This is a genomic window from Gordonia hankookensis (assembly GCF_014673215.1).
Lineage (GTDB): Bacteria > Actinomycetota > Actinomycetes > Mycobacteriales > Mycobacteriaceae > Gordonia > Gordonia hankookensis.
The window spans coordinates 255,182-273,477 of sequence record NZ_JACWMS010000002.1 but is presented as its reverse complement, the minus strand read 5'-3'; the positions used below and the strand labels follow the sequence as shown (position 1 = coordinate 273,477).

Sequence of the window (18,296 nt, the reverse complement as noted above, 5' to 3'; positions counted from 1 at the left end):
ATAGCTCTCGTTATCGTTCGACGTCGCCGACGGGCTCCCGACGCAGAAATGCCAGCACTGCGCTCTCGAACGCCGACTTCTGCTCGATCATCGCCCAGTGGCCGCATTGCGGGAAGACGTGCAGCTCGGCGCTCGGGATCGTCCGCATCGGGATCAAGGCCATGTCCAGCGGGCTCACGCGGTCGTCGCGACCCCACGTCAGCAGAGTGGGTGCGGTGACCTTGTGCATCGTGGCCCAGGGCGGAGGAGTGTCCGAGTTCTCCATCGCCGCGATCATCGCCGCGAATGCCGATGAGCCGTACATCCGTCGCGCACTCTCGAGCGTGCCGGGCTCTGTGGCCTGCGCCCAGCGTTCCTCGATGAGGTCGTCGGTGATCAGGGCAGGGTCGTAGACCATCGAGTGCAGCCAGCGCACGAGTCGCTCGCGGTTCGGGTCGTCGGTGAATTCCTGCAGAAGCCGGATTCCCTCACTGGGTCCCGGGCTGAAGAGGTTCGTGCCGATTCCGCCGATCGTGACGAGGCTCCGCACCGTGTCCGGGTGGGCGGCCGCATAGCTCAGGGCGACGCCACCGCCCATCGAGTTGCCGATGATCGCGACGTCCCGGAGAGCCAGCGTGTCGACGAACTCCTCGACCGCTGTCAGCGCGGTGACCATCGGATGGCCGCCGAAGTCGTCGCTGACGCCGAACCCGGGGAACTCGAGGACGAGGCAACGGAAGTGCTCGGCGAAGAACGGCAGGTTTCCGCGGAAGTTGCGCAACCCGGTGACACCGGGTCCCGAACCGTGCAGGAGTAGCAGCACCGGTCCGTCGCCGGCTTCGTGGTAGCGAAGGACGCCCCGGGACGTGGTGATCTCGTGTGTCGTCGCTCCGGGCAGGGCCACGGCGGGATTCGTCACGGTCACGATCACTGGCCCATCGCATAGGCGACGGTGGGACCGGCGGTCCATCCGCCGTCCACGGCGAGCTCTGCCCCGGTCATGTAGGCGGCGTCGTCGGACAGGAGGAAGCTCACGGCACCGGCGATCTCATCCGGGAGCCCGACCCGGCCCATCGGTGTGTTGGGGTACTTGCCGTCGCCGGTCTCGATACCGATCGACGATGTCATCGGCGTATAGGTCATCCCGGGGTGGACCGAGTTGACCCGGATGCGATCCGCCGCGAGTTCTACCGCAGTGAGCTTGGTGAGACCGCGGACACCCCATTTCGATGCGCCGTAGCCGCTGGTGAGTGGCAACCCGGTGAGTCCGGCCGCGGAAGAGATGTTGACGATCGATCCGCCGCCGCCCGCCCGTAGCGGTGCGATGGCGGCGCGGATGCCGTTGAACACGCCGACGAGGTTGATCTCGAGGACCTGTCGGAAGTTCTCGAGGGTGTCCTGCTCGACGAATGCTCCCGTCGATATCCCGGCGTTGTTGACGATCCCTGTGAGGGAGCCGAATTCGGCTTGTGCGTGCGCGACGGCTTGGGACCACTGGTCGGGATCGGTGACGTCGAGACGGACGTAGCGCGCGGCGTCACCGAGATCCTCGGCGGTCTGCTTGCCCACGTCGTCGAGGATGTCGCCGATGACCACCTTGCCACCGCGCTCGACGATGCGGTGCGCGAAGGCCGAGCCGAGGCCCCGAGCGCCGCCGCTGACGACGATCACCTTCCCGGCCAATTGTGCTGTGTCCGAAGGTGTTGTTGCAGTACTCATGATCTCAGTCTCCTGGGGTGTTCTGATCGCGGCGTGATCGGTGGGGTAGTCCGCGGGTCGGCTCGACCCGAATGCTGTCGGTCGCCAACCATCCGCTGCGGGCGGCTTGTTCGATGGAATCGCGGAGCGCGGGGCACGTCGGGATGGCGCTCACGTTCTCGCCGGCCGCAGTGATGCGAGCGAACTCGGGGCAGGCGTGGTTGGCGTCCTCGAGCCATTGAATGCTGGTATGGCTCGGACTGAACTTCTCGGCGAGGACAGTGGTTCGGCAAGTGCCGCAGGTCAACTCTTGCACAGCAGGCCTCAGCGGTCGGCGGCGGCGCGCCGCGCGGCGACGTAGCCGAAGACCATGGCCGGGCCGATGGTTGCGCCTGCGCCCGCATAGTCGTTGCCCATCACCGCGGCCGAGGTGTTGCCGGTCGCGAACAGGCCGTCGATGACGGTTCGGTCGTCGCGGAGGACCTGTGCGTCGGCGTTGTACACGAGACCTCCCTTGGTGCCGAGGTCGCCGGCCCGCATGCGGAGCGCATAGAACGGGCCGCGATCGAGAACGTCGAGTGTGGGGTGGTCGAGACTGGGGTCGCCGTAGTAGTTGTCGTACGCGCTGTCGCCCCTGCCATGATCGAGATCCTTGCCACTGCGGGCAAAACCGTTGTAGCGCTCGACGGTTCCGGTGAAGGTGGCCGGGTCGACGCCGATGGCGAGCGCGAGCTCGCCGAGGGTGCTCGCCTTCACCAGGAGACCGCTCTGTGACCAGTCGGCGGGGAACGATTGTCCGGGCATGATGCCGCCGACCGGGTACCGGTTCTTCGCGGTGCGATCGAAGATGAACCAGGTCGGTTCGTGACCGCCGGCCAGCTGCGCGTGTACGAACGTCACGTAGGGCGCCGCCTCGTTGGTGAACCGTCGGCCGTATTGATCGACGATGATCGAACGCGGAATCGATCGCTCGGACACCAGGACCTGGTTGATGCCGTCGGGGCGTTGGAAGGACGGCATCCACCAGGCGTCATCCATGAGGTCCACCGCGGCACCGACGTCGACGCCTGCGACGATCCCGTCTCCCGTGTTGTCGTTCGACGCCGCGCTGTAGTCGTCCTGGCCTCCGGACGGCAGATGGCGTTTGCGCATCTCGTCGTTGTGTTCGAAACCTCCGGTCGCCAGCAGCACTCCGGCACGCGCCCGGATGCGGATCTGTTCGCCGCGATGGTCGGCGACGACGCCGATCACGCCGCCGGATGCGTCGGTGATGAGTGACTGCAAGGGTGTGTCGAGGAGCAGCGGCACGCCGGCATCCTTCAGCGCCAGTCGGAGCCGGGCCACGAGTGCCCGGCCGAGCGTGTCCATATGACGTCGCAGGACAACCGCTTTGATTGCCCGGAGCCCCGTCATCAACGCGGTACGTCTGCCCTTCCAGGTGCGCATCACCATGTTGAGCGCGACGAAGTCCTTCGACGTGATGAACAGTCCGGGAGGCGTGGCCAGGGCGGCCGGGCGCAACCGGTCCTCGTCCTCGCCGAGTTGCCTGAGATCGACAGGCAGTGGCTCGATCGACCGGCCCTCCGGACGACCGCCGGGCCGCTCCGGATGATAGTCGGAGTACCCCGGACACCACTGGAAACGCATGTGTGAGCTGGTCTTCTCCAGGAATTCGACCATTCGCGGTCCCTCGTCGATGAAGGCGTCGACGTTGGCCGAGGGAACCCGGTCGCCGACGACGGCGTCGAGATACGCGCGGACACTCTCGCGTGAATCGACGATCCCCTCGCGGCGGAGCGTTGCGTTGTTCGGAATCCAGACCCCGCCGCCTGACAGTGCCGTGCTTCCGCCGAAGACCGAGGCCTTCTCGATGATGAGTGTGTCCAGTCCTTCCGCGGCGGCGGCCAGGGCACCGGTGAGCCCGCCGGCCCCGCTCCCGACGACGACGAAATCGACGTCGCGATCCCACTTCAGGTCATCTGTGGTCATGTCCGGTCTCTCTATCGGTTCTTGATGGTCAGGTCGTCGGGCCCCCAGATCGCACGCATGCTGGTGATCTGGGCGTCGTCGTCGAACGTCATGATGTCGATGGGTTCGACGACGATGACCTGGTCGGGAGTGCGTGTGGTGACGCGGAATCCGAATGCAGCGGTGTTGCCGGACACGCGCAGGGTGAGGAGTTCGGCGTCGCAGTCGGCGCCACTGAGCGCGCCGTAGAATTCTTCGATCGCCGTTCGGCCGGCTCGGATGTCGGAACCCACGGGGTCCTCGACGGTGGCGTCGTCGGCGTAGAGGGCAGCGATGTCTGCGGCCGTTCCGGCTCCGATCGCCGACAGATATTGCAGGACCCGAGAGCGGATCAGGTCATTCGGATTCATCGGAACTCCTCGAGATCGTGATGTCGGGGTCGGGATCTCCGGTGCGGGAGAGCATGTCGAGCACGGCGAGGTGACTGAACAGGACCGAGGCGCCGATGGGGTTGCCGCCGCCCGGATAGGTTGTCCCGCTCACCGCGGCCATCGTGTTGCCCGCGGCGTAGAGGCCACCGATTCGTCGGCCCGTTGTGTCGAGGGCGGCTCCGGCGCTGTCGGTGCGCACTCCGCCCTTGGTGCCGAGGTCGGAGATTCCGAAGGCTGCTGCGTGATAGGGCGGCTGATCGAGCGGCACCATCGGCGGCTCCCCGCCGGAGAACGCGCGGTCGTACGCTTCGTCGCCTCGGCCGAAGTCCGGATCGACGCCGTCGGCCACGAACTTGTTGAAGCGTTCGACGGTCGCCACGAGTCCCGCCGGGTCGACACCGATCTTGGCGGCGAGTTCCTCCAGCGTGTCGGCGGAGTGCCACAGTCCTGCTGACTCGTAGTCCTCGGTCTCCACCATGGACACGTTGGACGCCTTGACCGGCGGGACCACACCTTCCTTGTCGTCGTAGACCATCCAGAACGGCAGAGTCAGCGATTCCTGTTCGAGGTACTCGATGACCTCGCGGCCCAGTCGGTCATACGGTGCGGACTCGTTGACGAATCGCTGCCCATGCTGATTCACGAAGATGCCGCCGGTGAACCACAACGCAAACGCCGAGCGCCCGTCCGGATGGGTCATCCCGGGCGACCACCACGCCTGATCCATGAGGTCGAGGTCTGCGCCCGCGGTGATCGCGGCCTGGTGTGCGCGGCCCAGATTCCCCCACGGGCCCATCGTGTCGCGCGCCGAGCCGGGAACCCCGAACCGATCACGCATCTCGGCGTTCTGCTCGAAACCACCGGCAGCCAGCAGCACGCCACGGAAGGTCCGGATCGCGCGGCGGGTCCCGTCGTGTTCGACGATCGCCCCGACCACCGAACCGTCCTCGACGACGAGGTCGACCAGTGGCGAGTCGAGGTGCAGTGACGCATTGGGGAACCGGCTGATGGCCTTGAGGAATCGTCCGATGAGCGCTTGTCCGCCGATGAGCAGATCCGGCGGTGGCGCGCCGAGCCGATCGGTGTCGAGCGGTCCGCGCAACGAGTCACGTAGGTCGCCGAGTTCCGACGCGGGCAGAGGTACGGGAGTGATGTGGCGCTGACCGTCGAGCCGAGCGGCCGGTGCTTTCCCGAAATAGTCGGGCCAGGGGAACATCTCGAAGGCGAATGCGGGGTCGCTCTCCAGGTACTCGATCACGTCGGATCCGCGACGGATGTAGGTCTGCTGGACATCGGCCGGAGTGCGATCGCCGACCACGGCGTGGAAGTATTCGAGTGCCGCATCGAGGGTGTCGTCGGTGCCTGCTCGGCGCAATGCCGGGTTACACGGGAACCACATCCCGCCGCCGCCGGAATACGCGGTGGTACCCCCGAACTTGTCGGTGGCCTCGACCACGGCCACACGCAGTCCTTCACGTGCCGCGGTGTAGGCGCCGGCGAGTCCGCCACCCGATCCCGCGACGAGCACATCTACTTCGTCGTCCCAGTGCATGCTGTTCCCCTTCTGTGAACCACTGCCGACGGTAGGTGAGCAGGGCGAGTTGCGGAGGTGCGTTGTCCCGATGATCGGGAGGGTGATGTGCCCGCCGTCGGGTGTGCCGATCAGCGGGAGGACCACTGGCAGCAGGCGGGCTCGCGATCCTAGCGTCGGCGGTCAGTGAAACGTAGCGATCGGAAGGCGAACTCACGTGGAGAGCACCAACTCAGCAGCAGCCGCACATGTGCGTACCGTCGACGTCGTCGTGGTCGGTGCGGGAATCGCGGGATTGTATGCACTGCAGCGATTCCGACGTGACGGACATTCCGTCCAGGTCTACGAGGCCGGCGGCGGGGTGGGCGGCGTCTGGTACTGGAACCGCTATCCTGGCGCGCGTTGTGACGTCGAGAGTGTCGACTACTCTTACTCTTTCGACGAACAGCTGCAGCAGGACTGGGACTGGAGTGAGAAGTACGCCACCCAGCCCGAGATCCTCCGATACCTCAACCATGTGGCGGACCGATTCGACCTCCGGCGCGACATCGCATTGAACACCCGGGTCATCGACGTGACGCTCGACGAGTCGACACTTCGCTGGCTGGTGCGGACCGATACCGGTGAGGAGGTGTCGGCCAGGTTCTGTGTACTCGCGCTCGGACCGCTCTCGAGTGCGAACATCCCGCAGATCCCCGGCCTGACATCGTTTGCAGGCGATGTCCACCACACATCGTCGTGGCCGCACGACGGCGTCGACTTCGCCGGGCGACGTGTCGGGGTCATCGGTACGGGATCGTCGGGCATACAGGCGATTCCGCGCATCGCCGAGACCGCGGCGGAGCTCCATGTCTTCCAGCGGACACCGAACTACAGCATCCCGGCCGGAAACGTGCCGGTCGACCACGCGACGCGGGCGGCCCACAAGGCCGGCTACCCGGAGCGTCGTCGCCGATCGATGGAGAGTGGCGGGGGCTCACCACACCAGCCGCACCCGCGGTCGGCGCTGGACGTGTCCGACGACGAACGCCGTGAGGCATATGAAAAGCGTTGGCTCCTGGGCGGAGTGCTGTTCAGCAAGACCTTCCCGGACCAGTTGACCGATCTCGACGCGAACCGGACTGCCCAGGAGTTCTGGGAGCAGCAGATCCGTTCCGTGATCGACGACCCGGCGGTGGCCGATCTCCTGATCCCCCGCGACCATCCGATCGGTGCGAAGCGGATCTGCACCGACGACAATTACTTCCAGACGTTCAACCGTCCCAATGTGCACCTCATCGATGTGCGCGCGGCACCGATCGACCGGATCACACCCTCGGGTATCGACGTCGGCGGTCGATCTATCGAGCTGGATTCGCTGGTGCTGGCCACCGGATTCGATGCGATGACCGGCTCGGTGGAACGGATCAATGTCGTCGGGCGTGATGGGGAGACCCTGAAGCAGGCCTGGAGCGAAGGACCGCGAACCTACCTCGGTCTGGGTGTCGCCGGATTCCCCAACCTGTTCAACCTGACCGGTCCCGGCAGCCCGTCGGTCCTGGCGAACATGGTGCTGCACTCCGAACTTCACGTGGATTGGGTGGCCGACGCACTCACGGCTCTCGACTCCGTCGGGGCCGACGCCATCGAGGCCCGGCCCGACGCGGTCGACGGTTGGGTCCGGGAGTGCTCGGAGCGTGCTGCTCGGACATTGATGCCCGAGGCGAACTCCTGGTACCTGGGTGCGAACATCCCGGGAAAGCCCAGGGTGTTCATGCCGTTCGTCGGCGGATTCGGTGTATATCGCGACATCGTCGAGCAAGTGGCGGCGGACGGGTACCGCGGCTTCGAGTTGATCCGTAGCCGGCCCGAACCCGGCTGACCTGCTCGCGGTCAGATCGACCGACCACACCGGCGCTCCCCGTTGGTTGCACAGCGGGGAGCGCCGTCGGTCACCCGTCGAGATCGCCGAAGGTGCCGAGGTCACCCCGGAAGAAGAGCAACGGGCCCTTGGCTTCCTGCGCCGACAACCCGGTGATCCGCGCGACCACGATGGTGTGATCACCGGCGTCGTGCTCGGCGTCCAGACGGGCGTCGATGTGGGCCAGCGCGTCATCGAGTGCGGGAGCACCGGCGAGACCGGGTCGCCAGCCGACGCCCCGGAACTTCTCGGTCCCGGTTCGGGCGAACTGGCGGCACATCTCGTGCTGATCGTCGGCGAGGATGTTGATGCAGAACTCGCCGATCGCACGGATCCGAGGCCAGCTCGTGGATGTCGCGGACGGGCAGAACGACATGAGCGGCGGTGTCAAGGAGACGGACACGACGGATTGGCAGGTGAAGCCGATGGGTTCCGTCCCGTCGTGGGCGGTGATCACCGCCACGCCGGTCGCGAAGTTGCCCCACACCCGCCGCAGGCTGCCCTCATCGATGTCGAGCTGCCTGGTGATCACTTTGTCGTGACTCATGATTCCTCCGAAAGTTGCCGTGTTACAACAGAATCAGTTCCGCGCGTCGACGAATCAACGGGCTGTCCCGCTGAGTGCGCGGCCACGTCGCGAGCCTCCGGCCACCAGGTTGGTAGCATTTTGCGCGTGACCTCGGAAAAAGTCGACTTCGAGGACCTGCCCAATCTTCCTCCGACCTCATGGGCTGTCCTCTGCATGCTCGCGTACGAGGAAGAGGTCTCCGGGTACGACATCAAGAAGTGGGCGGACTGGAGCCTTCGTCACTATTACTGGAGTCCGTCGTTCAGCCAGGTCTATTCCGAGCTCAAACGGATCGAGAACCACGGGTACGCCACGTCGCGGATGGCCACCGGCGATGGTGGCCGCAATCGTAGGGTCTACAAGATCACCGATACCGGCCGGCGGGCGGTGCGCATCTGGGCGCTCGATGCACCGGTGGATCCTCCGATGCTCAAGCACGGCGTGTTGCTGCGGACCGCATTCGGCCACCTCAGTACGCCGGAGACAGTCAAGGCGATGCTCCGTGAACATGTGGAGCGGGTTGAGGCGTTGCAGCACAGGGTCGCCGTCGATGCCGCCGCTGCCGAGGCGGAACCGGCGTGGGCGTACGCACGGATCGCGATGCGATGGGCCGAGCGCTATTACGCCAACGAACGGGAACTGGCGCTGGAGCTGATCGACGAGATCGACGGCGCCGAAGAGATTTTCACCGCGGGCAAGCACGGTGAGAGCTTCCCCCGCCCACGACCGGGACACTGGCGCGAGGTCGAGAAGCAGGTCCGCGCAACCGAACACGACGACTGATCGATCTCAGACCTGATCCACCAGGGCGCGAAGATCGGCCCAAGCCTGTATGCGTGCGGTTTCACACAGGTCGAGAACGGGCATCGTCATGAATCCGTGGATGGCGCCTGCGTGGTCATGGTGGACGGTGCGGACCCCGGCCGCGTCGAGCGCACGCGCGAGGTCGGCGCCTTCCGACCACAGCGGGTCATGCCCGGCAGTGATCACGAGTGTCGGGGGCAGGCCTGCGAGGTCCGCGCGAATGGGAGAGGCGTGGGGGTGTGTGCGGTCCTCGGGGTTCGGGACGTACTGATCCCAGTACCATCTCATCGCGGCTGCCGTGTTGTAGTGGCCGTCGGCGAACCGGACGTATGAGTCACTGGTGAAGTCAGCGGCAACGACCGGGTAGAGCAGCGCCTGCGCACGAATACGGGGTTTGCCTGCCTCGCGGGCCAGCAGCGACGCGACGGCGGCGAGATTCCCGCCTGCGCTGTCACCGGCCACGATCAGGCGCTCCGGATCCGCGCCCAGGTCGGAGGCCACCTCGGACGCCCACATCGTGACGGCGTGGACATCATGGGCAGCAGCCGGCCACGGATGTTCGGGAGCGCGACGATAGTCGACGGACACGACGACGGCGCCGGTCCCGTTCGCCATCGAACGACAGAGGTCGTCATGACTGTCGAGGTCACAGAACACGAAACCGCCGCCGTGGGCGAACACGATCAGCGCTCGTGCGGTCTCGACGTCGTCGTCCAGGGGCCAGTAGATCCGGACCGGGATCTCGCCACCAGGCCCGGGGACCGTCCGATCATGGACGCGGGCCACCGGCACGGGCTCCGGACCGGTTTGTAGCCGGGCACGGATGGCTGCCCGCGCCGCCGGGGCCGACATCGTCTCCACGCGCGGAAATCCCCCGTTCAGGCGAGGCAGGATGGCCGCGACTCCCGGGTCGATCATCGCGCCACGCGGGTCGGCGCGCCGCTGATCGGGGAGACCGACGCCCTACGCATCCCGAGATGCTGATGCCTGCGCTGCAGGGTGGGCACCACCCGGCCCGATCCGCCCTCCAGGTTGCGCCAGATGGCCAAGGCCGTCATGCGCACGGGTGCCGCCAGCCGGTGATCGAAGTTCATCCGATCTGCGGGACCGCAGACCGATACCGCGGCGACGGCCTCGTCGATGTCGCCGATCGGCGCCGCGACACAGCCGATGCCGGGGAGCGACTCTTCACGCTCGTAGGCGATTCCGTGGGTGCGGATCTTGACGAGTTCGGTTTCGAGCCGAGAGCGCGTCGAGATGGAGTAGCGCGTCTTCTGGGGCAGCGGTCCGCCTGCTTCGGGTTCCCGGGTGTCCACCTGCCCCGAGTGCGCGAGGATCGCCTTGCCGACCGCGGTGCAGTGAGCCGGCTGGCGGCCGCCCACCCGGGTCGGGATGGCGGCCGCGAGGGTGCCACCGATCTTCTCCAGGTACACCACGTCGGATCCGTCGAGGATCGCGAGATGGACGACGAATCCTGTGGTCCGGTGCAACTCGTGCAGGAACGGGAGGGCCGCCTCGTGAAGGCGATCCTGATGGACTGCGATCGAGCCCAGTTCCATCAAGCGGATACCCAGTTCGTAGTCACGTCCCTGCCGACGTAGCCACCTCAGCGCGACCAGACGTTCCAACATTCGATGGGCCGACGATCGCGGGAGGCCGGTGCGCCGCACGATCTGGGCGAGGGTGAGCCGGCCTGGTCCGTCGAATGCGTCGAGGACGAGGGATACGCGGTCGAGTACGGCATTCGGGGTGGATGTCTCCATCTCGAGGGTCATGACACCTCCATGGGGGAGCGGTGAGGAGTGCGGGCTGCACGCTATGCCTAATAGGCATATGCCTATTAGTAACACATAATGTGGGCGCTGTCACACAAATCTCGGGCGGCCCCGGCCGGCACCTCGTGACGAAGACGGGGCGTCCCACCCTCAGGTGAAACGCCCCGCCTGTCTCATGACTGCAGATCGCTGCTACATCGCGGCCAGCGGCTCGCTGCCCGACCAGTCGTGACCCCAGTAGCTGTCGGCGGTGATCTCCTCGGCCGTGTAGTGGGCCTCGTCCACCTTCATGCCGTCGGTACCGAACTCGATGTCCCACCCACCGGGGGCTCGGACGTAGAACGACACCATCTTGTCGTTGGTGTGCCTGCCCAGCGTGGACGAGACGGAGAAGCCGTCCTTGACGACACGGTCGAGGGCCTGGCCGACCGCGTCGAGGGAGTCGACCTCGACCATCACGTGGATGAGACCCGGTGCTCCGCCGTGGGGCGCGGGGCAGAGGGCGAGGCTGTGGTGGCGCTCGTTGATGCCGAGGAACCGGATTCGCATCGGGCCGAACTCCGGTGGCGCCGGGAGGCGCATCGCTCCGCGAGGCAGGAACCCGAGGACATCGGTATAGAAATCGAGCGCCCCGACGGGGTCCGTGGTGGGCAGTACGACGTGTCCGAGGCCCTGTGCGCCGGTGACGAAGGTCGCTCCGAACGGGGTGACGATCGGGCTGTGATCCAGGACCGGTCCGTGGAACACCTCGACGTTGGCCCCGGTCGGATCTGTGAAGGAGATGACCTGCTCGACGCGGCGGACCTCGGCCTCTTCGACGGACAACGGCTTCACGGCAACGCCGGCCCGTTCCAGCGCGGACTGGACTCGCGCGAGCGCCGCTCCGTCGCGGACCTCCCAGCCGATCTCGACGACCTCGTCGGTGTCTCCCGCGACGACGACGATGCGGGCTGCGCGCTCATCCATGCGGAGGTACAGGGCGTTCTCGTCGGGACCGCTGCCCTGGGCGAACCCCAACACGTCGAAGGCGAAGGTGCGCCATCGGTCGATGTCGTTGGTCTGGATCTTGAGGTAGCCCAGTCCTTTGATCTCTGTCATGTCGATTCCTTTGTCGGTCATGTTGTTCCGTGTGATTTCCGGTCAGATCATCTTCTGCAGCGGCTCGGGCGGCTCGATGCCGAGCGAGCTGAGGGCAGAGGCGTGATAGACCGTGCTCGGCACGTGAATTGCGTGGTTCAGTCCGGCGTGTGCGTCGCGCCAGAATCGCTGCAGTGGCTTGTCCATGCGCAGGGCGTTGCCCCCGGAGCGCGCAAAGATCTGATCGACCGCCATCACGGCCCGCCATGCGGCCCGCACCTGGGTCCGTCGCCCGGCAGCCCTCTGGTCGAACGACACCTCCTTGCCGGCGTCGACGATGTCCCACATGGTGTCGACGGTGGCCAGCAGCTCCTGCCGGGCCGCGTTGATGTCTGCTGCGGCCTCGCCGACCGCGAACAGGACGTAGGGGTCGTCCTTGATGGCGGCCCCCTGGGCGCCGACACGTTCGCGCTGATAGTCGAGGTGGGCGGCGAGCGCGCCCTCGGCGATCCCGATGACCGCCGAGGAGATGCCCAGCGGGAACATGTTGGACCACGGCATCTTGTAGAGGGTCTCGGTGACGCCGTACTCGCGCTGCGCGCTGCCGTCGATCACCTGGTCGCCGTTCATCACGCGGTACGAGGGGACGAACGCATCCTTGACGATGATGTCCTTGGAACCGGTTCCCTTGAGGCCGACCACATTCCATGAGTCGTCGACGATCTGGTAGTCGCTGCGGGGAAGGATCATGTGCAACATCGTCGGGGGGTCGGCGATCGAGCCGTCGGCCGTGCCGAGCAGCGCACCGAGGAAGATCCAGTCGCAGTGATCGGTGCCGGAACTGAATTGCCAGCGGCCGTTGAAGACGTATCCGCCGTCGACCGGGACGGCCAGCCCCGTCGGGGCATACGGTGACGCCATCCAGGTGTCGTTGTCGGTACCCCAGACCTCTTCCTGGACCTTCGGATCCGCGAAAGCCAACTGCCACGGGTGGACGCCGACGATGCCGCAGACCCAGCCGGTCGCGCCGTCGAGTGCGGCGGCCGCCATCACGGTTTCGGCGAACTCCCGCGGATGAGCTTCATAGCCGCCGTACTTCTTGGGCTGCAACAGGCGGATGGGTCCGGCGGCCTTGAGTTTCTTCGCGGTCTCGTCGGGCAGCCGGCCGATCCGCTCGGCTTCGTCCGCCTGACCGCGGATCTCCTCGGCCAGCGCGGTGATGTTCTCGAGTGCTTCGTTCATGTTCGTGTCCTCGTGCTCGTGTGGTGTTCGGTGAAACCGGCGCCCGTGGTCGGAGCGGTCAGGCGTGCGCTTGCACTGTGTTGCTGTTGGCGATGTTCTCGGCGACCTCGGCCTCCCAACTCTGTACCGCCCGCTCGGTGTCGATCTCGAACTCGAAGCGGTTGGTCATGTCGTCGGTGACCTCGTCGACGTCGACATAGAACTGCTCGTACCAGCGGCGCAGCTGGTACACCGGACCGTCCTCCTCGGATAGCAGGGGGTTGTCGATGGGCGCCTTGTTCTTCCAGATCTCGATGTCCTGCTCGAAGCCCATCTCCACCCCCTGCGCGAACTGCGCGGCCATGCCGGCCGCCGCCTCGTCGGACATGCCCTCGGGCTTCTTGACCATCGCGCCGTACTGCAGCACAAAGGAATTCGACGTTACGGGATAGTGGCAGTTGATCAAGACGGTCTCGATCGTCATGCCCTGGGCCTCGCTCCACAGCCAGTCGATCATGTAAGACGGACCGAAATACGATGCGTCGGAACGCAACGTGGAGTTCGGATCGTCGTAGTTCGTCCCCACCTCGATGTCCTGGCGAGGAGTGGATCGCATGTACTGCGTGGCGACGTGGCCCTCGAAGACGTTCTTGAAGTAGCGGGGGAATGCGTAGTGAACGTAGAAGAAGTGCGCCATGTCCACCACGTTGTCGACGATCTCGCGGCAGTGAGACCCTTCGACAAGCAATGAGTTCCACGTCCAGCCGGTCCATTCCGGACTTCCGAATCCCTCGATCTCGGGGATCGTCACGTCGTCGGTTGGCTTGCTGCCCTGCGGGTCATGCCACACGAAGAGCTGACCGTTGCGCTCGAGCGTCGGCCACGACCGGGTCTTCGCCACCGGGGGGACCCGTTTGGCGTAGGGGATGTCGGTGCAGCGACCGTTGCCGCCCCACCGCCAGTCGTGGAAGGGGCAGGCGATCGAGTCGCCCTTGATGGTGCCGAGCGCGAGGTTTCCGCCCATGTGCCGGCAGTAGGCGTCGAGGATGTGGAGCTTGCCGGTCTCCTGCGCCGCGAAGACCACCAGCGTGGTGCCGAAGGCCTTCACCTGGTGAGGTCGACCGTCCCGGAAGGTGTCGAGCAGCCCGAGGCAGTGCCAGCCGCGGGCGAAGCGGGCAGGTGCGGCCGCCGCTTCGATTGTTCTGAACCCCTCCGTTTCCGAGGGGGATTGACCATTCGTCGTGTGACCCAGCATCGAGACCTCCAACTCTCCAGGCGGACTGGTGACGTTCTCGATGGTGGTCGGAACCCGTCGCAACCGAACGGCTCCTTCCCGGTCAGTGGGCGGGAATTCCGGCTTCCCGCTGAGTGGATGCCGATTGCACCCGCGACGACGTCGTCTGGTGGTATCGCTGGGGTAGCGCCGAGAAAGGGAGAACTGCGATGCAGCCAGGCAGCGGACAGCAACACGGTGGACGACACCGCGTGGGACAGCGGTATGGGGGACGCCGGGTCCTGATCACCGGTGCGGGTTCGGGGATCGGTCAGGCGACCACACTGCGGATGCTCGAGGAAGGGGCGCAGGTTGTCGCGGCCGATGTGAGCGAGGCTGGCCTGGCCGACACCAAGGACAAGGCGGGTGCCTCGGCGACCCTGACCACTGTTGTCGTCGACGTGTCCGACGAGGCATCGGTCCGGGCGGGTGTTGCCGCGGCGGTCGAGTCGCTCGGTGGCCTGGACGTCCTGGTCAACGCCGCGGGAATCCTGCGTTCGGCGCACAGCCACGAGATGTCGGTGGATTTGTTCGAGAGCGTCATCCGGATCAATCTCACGGGTACCTTCCTGATGATCCGTGAGTCCATCCCGGCATTGCGCGAGGGATCGTCACCCGCGGTGGTGAACTTCAGCTCGACCTCTGCGGCATTCGCGCATCCCTACATGGCCGCGTACGCGGCGAGCAAGGGGGGCATCCAGGCGATGACCCACGCCCTGGCCTCCGAATACGGGAAGGCGGGCATCCGGTTCAACGCGGTACAGCCCGGATCGATCTCGTCGGGGATGACCGACGGCAGCGGGGCGAGCGGACAGAGTGTTGGACCGGGCCTGCCCGAGGATGCCGACTACTCACTGTTCCCCACGCCGCTGCTGGCCGGTGGTGGTTTCGCTCCGCCGGAGGTGGTGGCGGGTGTGGTCGCGATGCTGGCCAGCGAGGACGCGGCGTTCATCACCGGCACCGAGCTGAGGGTCGACGGCGGTTCGCACGCCTGACCTCATCTGGCGACGTCATTCGACCGATGGGGAGTGGCGGCGGCATGTCGCGAATCTGCAACATGTTCTAAACTAGAACACGTTCACTCGATGGCGCCCGGAGCGCATCGGGCGGGCCGAAGGCAACGGAGAAGGAGACGAAGTGGCGGTCGACCAGGCAATTCGTGAGCAGATCGCGGCCGATCTGTGGAACGCGGAGAAGACCGCGGTCGCGATCGACCGGCCGACCGACACCCATCCCGACCTGGATGTCGTCGACGCCTACGAGATCCAGCTGATCAACATCCGCAAACGGCTCGATGCCGGCGCGAAGGTTGCCGGTCACAAGGTTGGCCTCGCCTCCGAGGCCATGCAGAAGATGATGAACGTCGACGAGCCGGACTACGGCCATCTGCTCGACGAGATGCAGTACTTCGAGAAGACCCCGATCGACGCGCAGAAGCTCTGTTTTCCGCGTGTCGAGGTGGAGGTCGGCTTCATCCTCGGCGCCGATCTGCCCGGCGAGGGTTGTACCAACGAGGACGTGATCGAGGCGGTCGAGTGGGTGGTGCCGTCGATCGAGCTGATCGACTCGCGCATCAAGGACTGGAAGATCACCCTGTGTGACACCATCGCCGACAACGCATCGTCGTGTGGCTGGATTCTCGGCGAACAACGTGTCCCGATCAGCGAGATCGACACCGGGAACATCGACGCCGTGCTGCACCGTAATGGTGAGGTGATCGCCAAGGGCAACTCGTCGGCGGTATTGGGGCACCCGCTGAACGCGGTCTCCTGGCTGGCCCGCAAGGTCGAGGGCTTCGGCGTGCGACTCCGCAAGGGCGACGTGATCTTGCCCGGCACCGCGACCCGCGCGATCGACATCAGCTCGGGTGACCATTTCGTCGCCGAGTTCGAGGGGCTGGGCAGCGTGACCCTGGACTTCGACTAGCCCGACCGGCGGCGGTGCCGACTCGGCCGGCGGCCGACAACGGAACAACTGAACTTCGACATGTACGAACGAGCAAGGAGGCGCAGGTGGCAGCCAAGCTGACCGCAGCGATCATCGGGTCGGGCAACATCGGCACCGACCTGATGTACAAGCTGGAACGATCCGAGGTCATCGAACCGAGGTGGATGGTCGGCATCGACGCCGACTCCGAGGGCATGAAGCGGGCCGCCGACCACGGCCTGATCACCATGAGCGGCGGGGCCGACGAGCTCCTGTCGTCGTCGGAACATCCGGACTTCATCTTCGAGGCGACGTCGGCCTACGTGCATCGCGAGTACGCCCCGAAGTACGAGGCGGCCGGGATCACCGCGGTGGATCTCACCCCTGCCGCGGTCGGTCCGGCGGTCGTCCCGCCGGCGAACCTCCGCGAGCACCTCGACGCACCGAACACCAACATGATCACCTGCGGTGGCCAGGCGACGATCCCCATGGTGCACGCGGTGTCGTCGGTGGTCCCGGTGCCCTACGCCGAGATCGTCGCGTCGGTCGCATCGGTGTCGGCAGGCCCGGGGACACGCGCGAACATCGACGAGTTCACGGCGACCACGTCGAAGGGTGTGGAGACCATCGGCGGGGCGGCCCGCGGCAAGGCGATCATCATCCTGAACCCGGCCGATCCGCCGATGATCATGCGCGACACCATCTTCTGCGCGATCCCGGAGGATGCCGACACCGACGCGATCGCCGAGTCGATCCACAAGCGCGAGAAGGAGATCCAGGCGTACGTGCCGGGCTACCGGCTGCTGCAGGATCCACAGTTCGATCCGCCGTCGGTGCTCAACGGTGGCCACGCGCGGGTCTCGATTTTCGTCGAGGTCGAGGGCGCAGGCGACTTCCTGCCGCCGTACGCCGGCAACCTCGACATCATGACCGCCGCCGCCACCAAGGTCGGCGAAGAGATCGCGAAGCAGAAGTTGGGAGTCTCGGCATGACCACGGCAATCGATATGATGGCGAACGCACGCAAGTATTCCGACACCCTCGACATCCGCATCACCGACTCGTCGTTGCGCGATGGCAGCCATCACAAGCGGCATCAGTTCACCGAGCAGGAGGTGCGCGATATCGTCGCGGCCCTCGATGCCTCGGGCGTGCCGGTGATCGAAGTGACCCACGGTGACGGGTTGGGCGGGTCGTCGTTCAACTACGGATTCTCGAAAACCCCTGAGCAGCAACTGATCAAGGCTGCCGCCGAGACGGCGAAGCAGGCCAAGATCGCGTTTCTCATGCTGCCGGGCCTCGGGACCAAGGACGACATCCGGGCCGCGCAGGACAACGGCGGGCAGATCTGCCGGATCGCCACGCACTGCACCGAGGCCGATGTGTCGATCCAGCATTTCGGCCTGGCGCGCGACCTCGGACTGGAGACGGTCGGCTTCTTGATGATGAGCCACTCGCAGCCGCCGGAGAAGTTGGCCGAGCAGGCCCGGATCATGGCCGATGCGGGCTGCCAGTGCGTCTACGTTGTCGACTCGGCCGGCGCGTTGGTGCTCGAAGACGTCACCGTTCGGGTGCAGGCGTTGCGCGCGGAGCTGGGTGACGACGCCCAGATCGGTTTCCATGGACACGAGAACCTCGACATCGCGGTTGCCAACTCCATCAACGCGATCCGCGCCGGAGCGCAGCAGATCGACGGCTCGATCCGTCGATTCGGCGCGGGTGCAGGCAACACGCCGACCGAGGCCTTCGTCGGGGTGTGCGACAAGCTGGGCATCTCCACGGGCGTGGACTTCATGAAGATCGCCGACGCCGCCCAGGACGTGGTACGCCCGGCGATGCCGTCGGAATGTCTGGTCGACCGCTCGGCGATGATGATGGGCTACGCCGGGTGCTACAGCTCCTTCCTGAAACATGCCGAGGGGCACGCCGAGCGCTACAACGTGTCGGCGGCCGAGATCCTGCTGGAGGCGGGCAACCGCAAACTCGTCGGCGGCCAAGAGGATCAGCTCATAGACATCGCGCTGGAACTGAAGAAGAAGCAGGACGCGAACGCCGGCGTCTGAGTGCCAACACGCGGGTCGTCTTCTCTCGCGCGGGTGGGTTCGGCCCACGCGGGTGGTCGACGACCCGCGTGAGGCCCGACGAC

Annotated in this window: 17 protein-coding genes; 6 read left to right on the top strand and 11 right to left on the bottom strand. The window is 66.0% G+C overall.

Annotated features, from left to right (window positions below; genetic code table 11):
* Positions 1–10: 10 nt before the first annotated feature.
* The 5 genes from IDF66_RS08530 to IDF66_RS08510 form a co-directional block, all read right to left on the bottom strand.
* Positions 11–898: an alpha/beta fold hydrolase gene (locus tag IDF66_RS08530; RefSeq protein ID WP_317628634.1), complete on the bottom strand. Its 888-nt coding sequence runs from the start codon at positions 896–898 to the stop codon at positions 11–13.
* Between the two features lie 8 nt (positions 899–906).
* Positions 907–1,698, bottom strand: a complete 792-nt coding sequence (locus tag IDF66_RS08525; RefSeq protein WP_190266517.1) for a glucose 1-dehydrogenase — start codon at positions 1,696–1,698, stop codon at positions 907–909.
* A 303-nt stretch (positions 1,699–2,001) separates the two neighbouring features.
* Positions 2,002–3,666 (bottom strand): FAD-dependent oxidoreductase, encoded by a 1,665-nt coding sequence (locus IDF66_RS08520; protein WP_190266516.1) that lies wholly within the window; start codon positions 3,664–3,666, stop codon positions 2,002–2,004.
* Positions 3,667–3,677: 11 nt separating this feature from the next.
* Positions 3,678–4,055, bottom strand: a complete 378-nt coding sequence (locus IDF66_RS08515; RefSeq protein WP_190266515.1) for a nuclear transport factor 2 family protein — start codon at positions 4,053–4,055, stop codon at positions 3,678–3,680.
* Positions 4,042–5,628, bottom strand: a complete 1,587-nt coding sequence (locus IDF66_RS08510) for an FAD-binding protein (RefSeq protein WP_190266514.1) — start codon at positions 5,626–5,628, stop codon at positions 4,042–4,044. Before IDF66_RS08510 ends, IDF66_RS08515 begins: the two co-directional genes overlap by 14 nt.
* Before the next feature lie 196 nt (positions 5,629–5,824).
* Between IDF66_RS08510 and IDF66_RS08505 the strand changes: the two genes are divergently transcribed.
* Positions 5,825–7,468: a flavin-containing monooxygenase gene (locus IDF66_RS08505; RefSeq protein ID WP_317628633.1), complete on the top strand. Its 1,644-nt coding sequence runs from the start codon at positions 5,825–5,827 to the stop codon at positions 7,466–7,468.
* Between the two features lie 70 nt (positions 7,469–7,538).
* Here IDF66_RS08505 and IDF66_RS08500 read toward each other — a convergent pair whose 3' ends face one another.
* The gene (locus IDF66_RS08500) at positions 7,539–8,054 is read right to left on the bottom strand and encodes a flavin reductase family protein (protein ID WP_190266513.1); all 516 of its coding nucleotides are present in this window, start codon (positions 8,052–8,054) and stop codon (positions 7,539–7,541) included.
* A gap of 126 nt (positions 8,055–8,180) precedes the next feature.
* On the opposite strand from IDF66_RS08500, the gene IDF66_RS08495 reads away from it, so the two are divergent.
* Positions 8,181–8,858 (top strand): PadR family transcriptional regulator, encoded by a 678-nt coding sequence (locus IDF66_RS08495; RefSeq protein ID WP_387999050.1) that lies wholly within the window; start codon positions 8,181–8,183, stop codon positions 8,856–8,858.
* Positions 8,859–8,864: 6 nt separating this feature from the next.
* Here the strand turns inward: IDF66_RS08495 and IDF66_RS08490 are convergent, their stop codons facing one another.
* The 5 genes from IDF66_RS08490 to IDF66_RS08470 all read right to left on the bottom strand — a co-directional run bounded on the left by IDF66_RS08490 (position 8,865) and on the right by IDF66_RS08470 (position 14,207).
* Positions 8,865–9,797 (bottom strand): alpha/beta hydrolase, encoded by a 933-nt coding sequence (locus IDF66_RS08490; protein WP_190266512.1) that lies wholly within the window; start codon positions 9,795–9,797, stop codon positions 8,865–8,867.
* Complete coding sequence (locus IDF66_RS08485; protein ID WP_190266511.1) at positions 9,794–10,654, bottom strand: IclR family transcriptional regulator; 861 nt, start codon at positions 10,652–10,654, stop codon at positions 9,794–9,796. The genes IDF66_RS08490 and IDF66_RS08485 overlap by 4 nt, the downstream gene beginning before the upstream one ends.
* A gap of 192 nt (positions 10,655–10,846) precedes the next feature.
* Positions 10,847–11,752, bottom strand: coding sequence for a biphenyl-2,3-diol 1,2-dioxygenase (gene bphC, locus IDF66_RS08480; protein WP_190266510.1), 906 nt, complete (start codon positions 11,750–11,752; stop codon positions 10,847–10,849).
* A gap of 42 nt (positions 11,753–11,794) precedes the next feature.
* A complete protein-coding gene (locus IDF66_RS08475) occupies positions 11,795–12,973 on the bottom strand; it encodes an acyl-CoA dehydrogenase family protein (RefSeq protein ID WP_190266509.1) in 1,179 nt (392 codons plus the stop codon).
* 58 nt (positions 12,974–13,031) lie between these two features.
* Positions 13,032–14,207 (bottom strand): Rieske 2Fe-2S domain-containing protein, encoded by a 1,176-nt coding sequence (locus IDF66_RS08470; protein WP_190267394.1) that lies wholly within the window; start codon positions 14,205–14,207, stop codon positions 13,032–13,034.
* Positions 14,208–14,395: 188 nt separating this feature from the next.
* Between IDF66_RS08470 and IDF66_RS08465 the strand changes: the two genes are divergently transcribed.
* From IDF66_RS08465 to dmpG, 4 genes are all read left to right on the top strand, one after another.
* The gene (locus IDF66_RS08465; protein ID WP_190266508.1) at positions 14,396–15,220 is read left to right on the top strand and encodes an SDR family NAD(P)-dependent oxidoreductase; all 825 of its coding nucleotides are present in this window, start codon (positions 14,396–14,398) and stop codon (positions 15,218–15,220) included.
* Between the two features lie 142 nt (positions 15,221–15,362).
* Positions 15,363–16,151: a 2-keto-4-pentenoate hydratase gene (locus IDF66_RS08460; protein ID WP_190266507.1), complete on the top strand. Its 789-nt coding sequence runs from the start codon at positions 15,363–15,365 to the stop codon at positions 16,149–16,151.
* Positions 16,152–16,237: 86 nt separating this feature from the next.
* The gene (locus IDF66_RS08455; RefSeq protein WP_190266506.1) at positions 16,238–17,143 is read left to right on the top strand and encodes an acetaldehyde dehydrogenase (acetylating); all 906 of its coding nucleotides are present in this window, start codon (positions 16,238–16,240) and stop codon (positions 17,141–17,143) included.
* Positions 17,140–18,213: a 4-hydroxy-2-oxovalerate aldolase gene (gene dmpG, locus IDF66_RS08450; RefSeq protein WP_164307436.1), complete on the top strand. Its 1,074-nt coding sequence runs from the start codon at positions 17,140–17,142 to the stop codon at positions 18,211–18,213. Before IDF66_RS08455 ends, dmpG begins: the two co-directional genes overlap by 4 nt.
* Positions 18,214–18,296 lie beyond the last annotated feature (83 nt).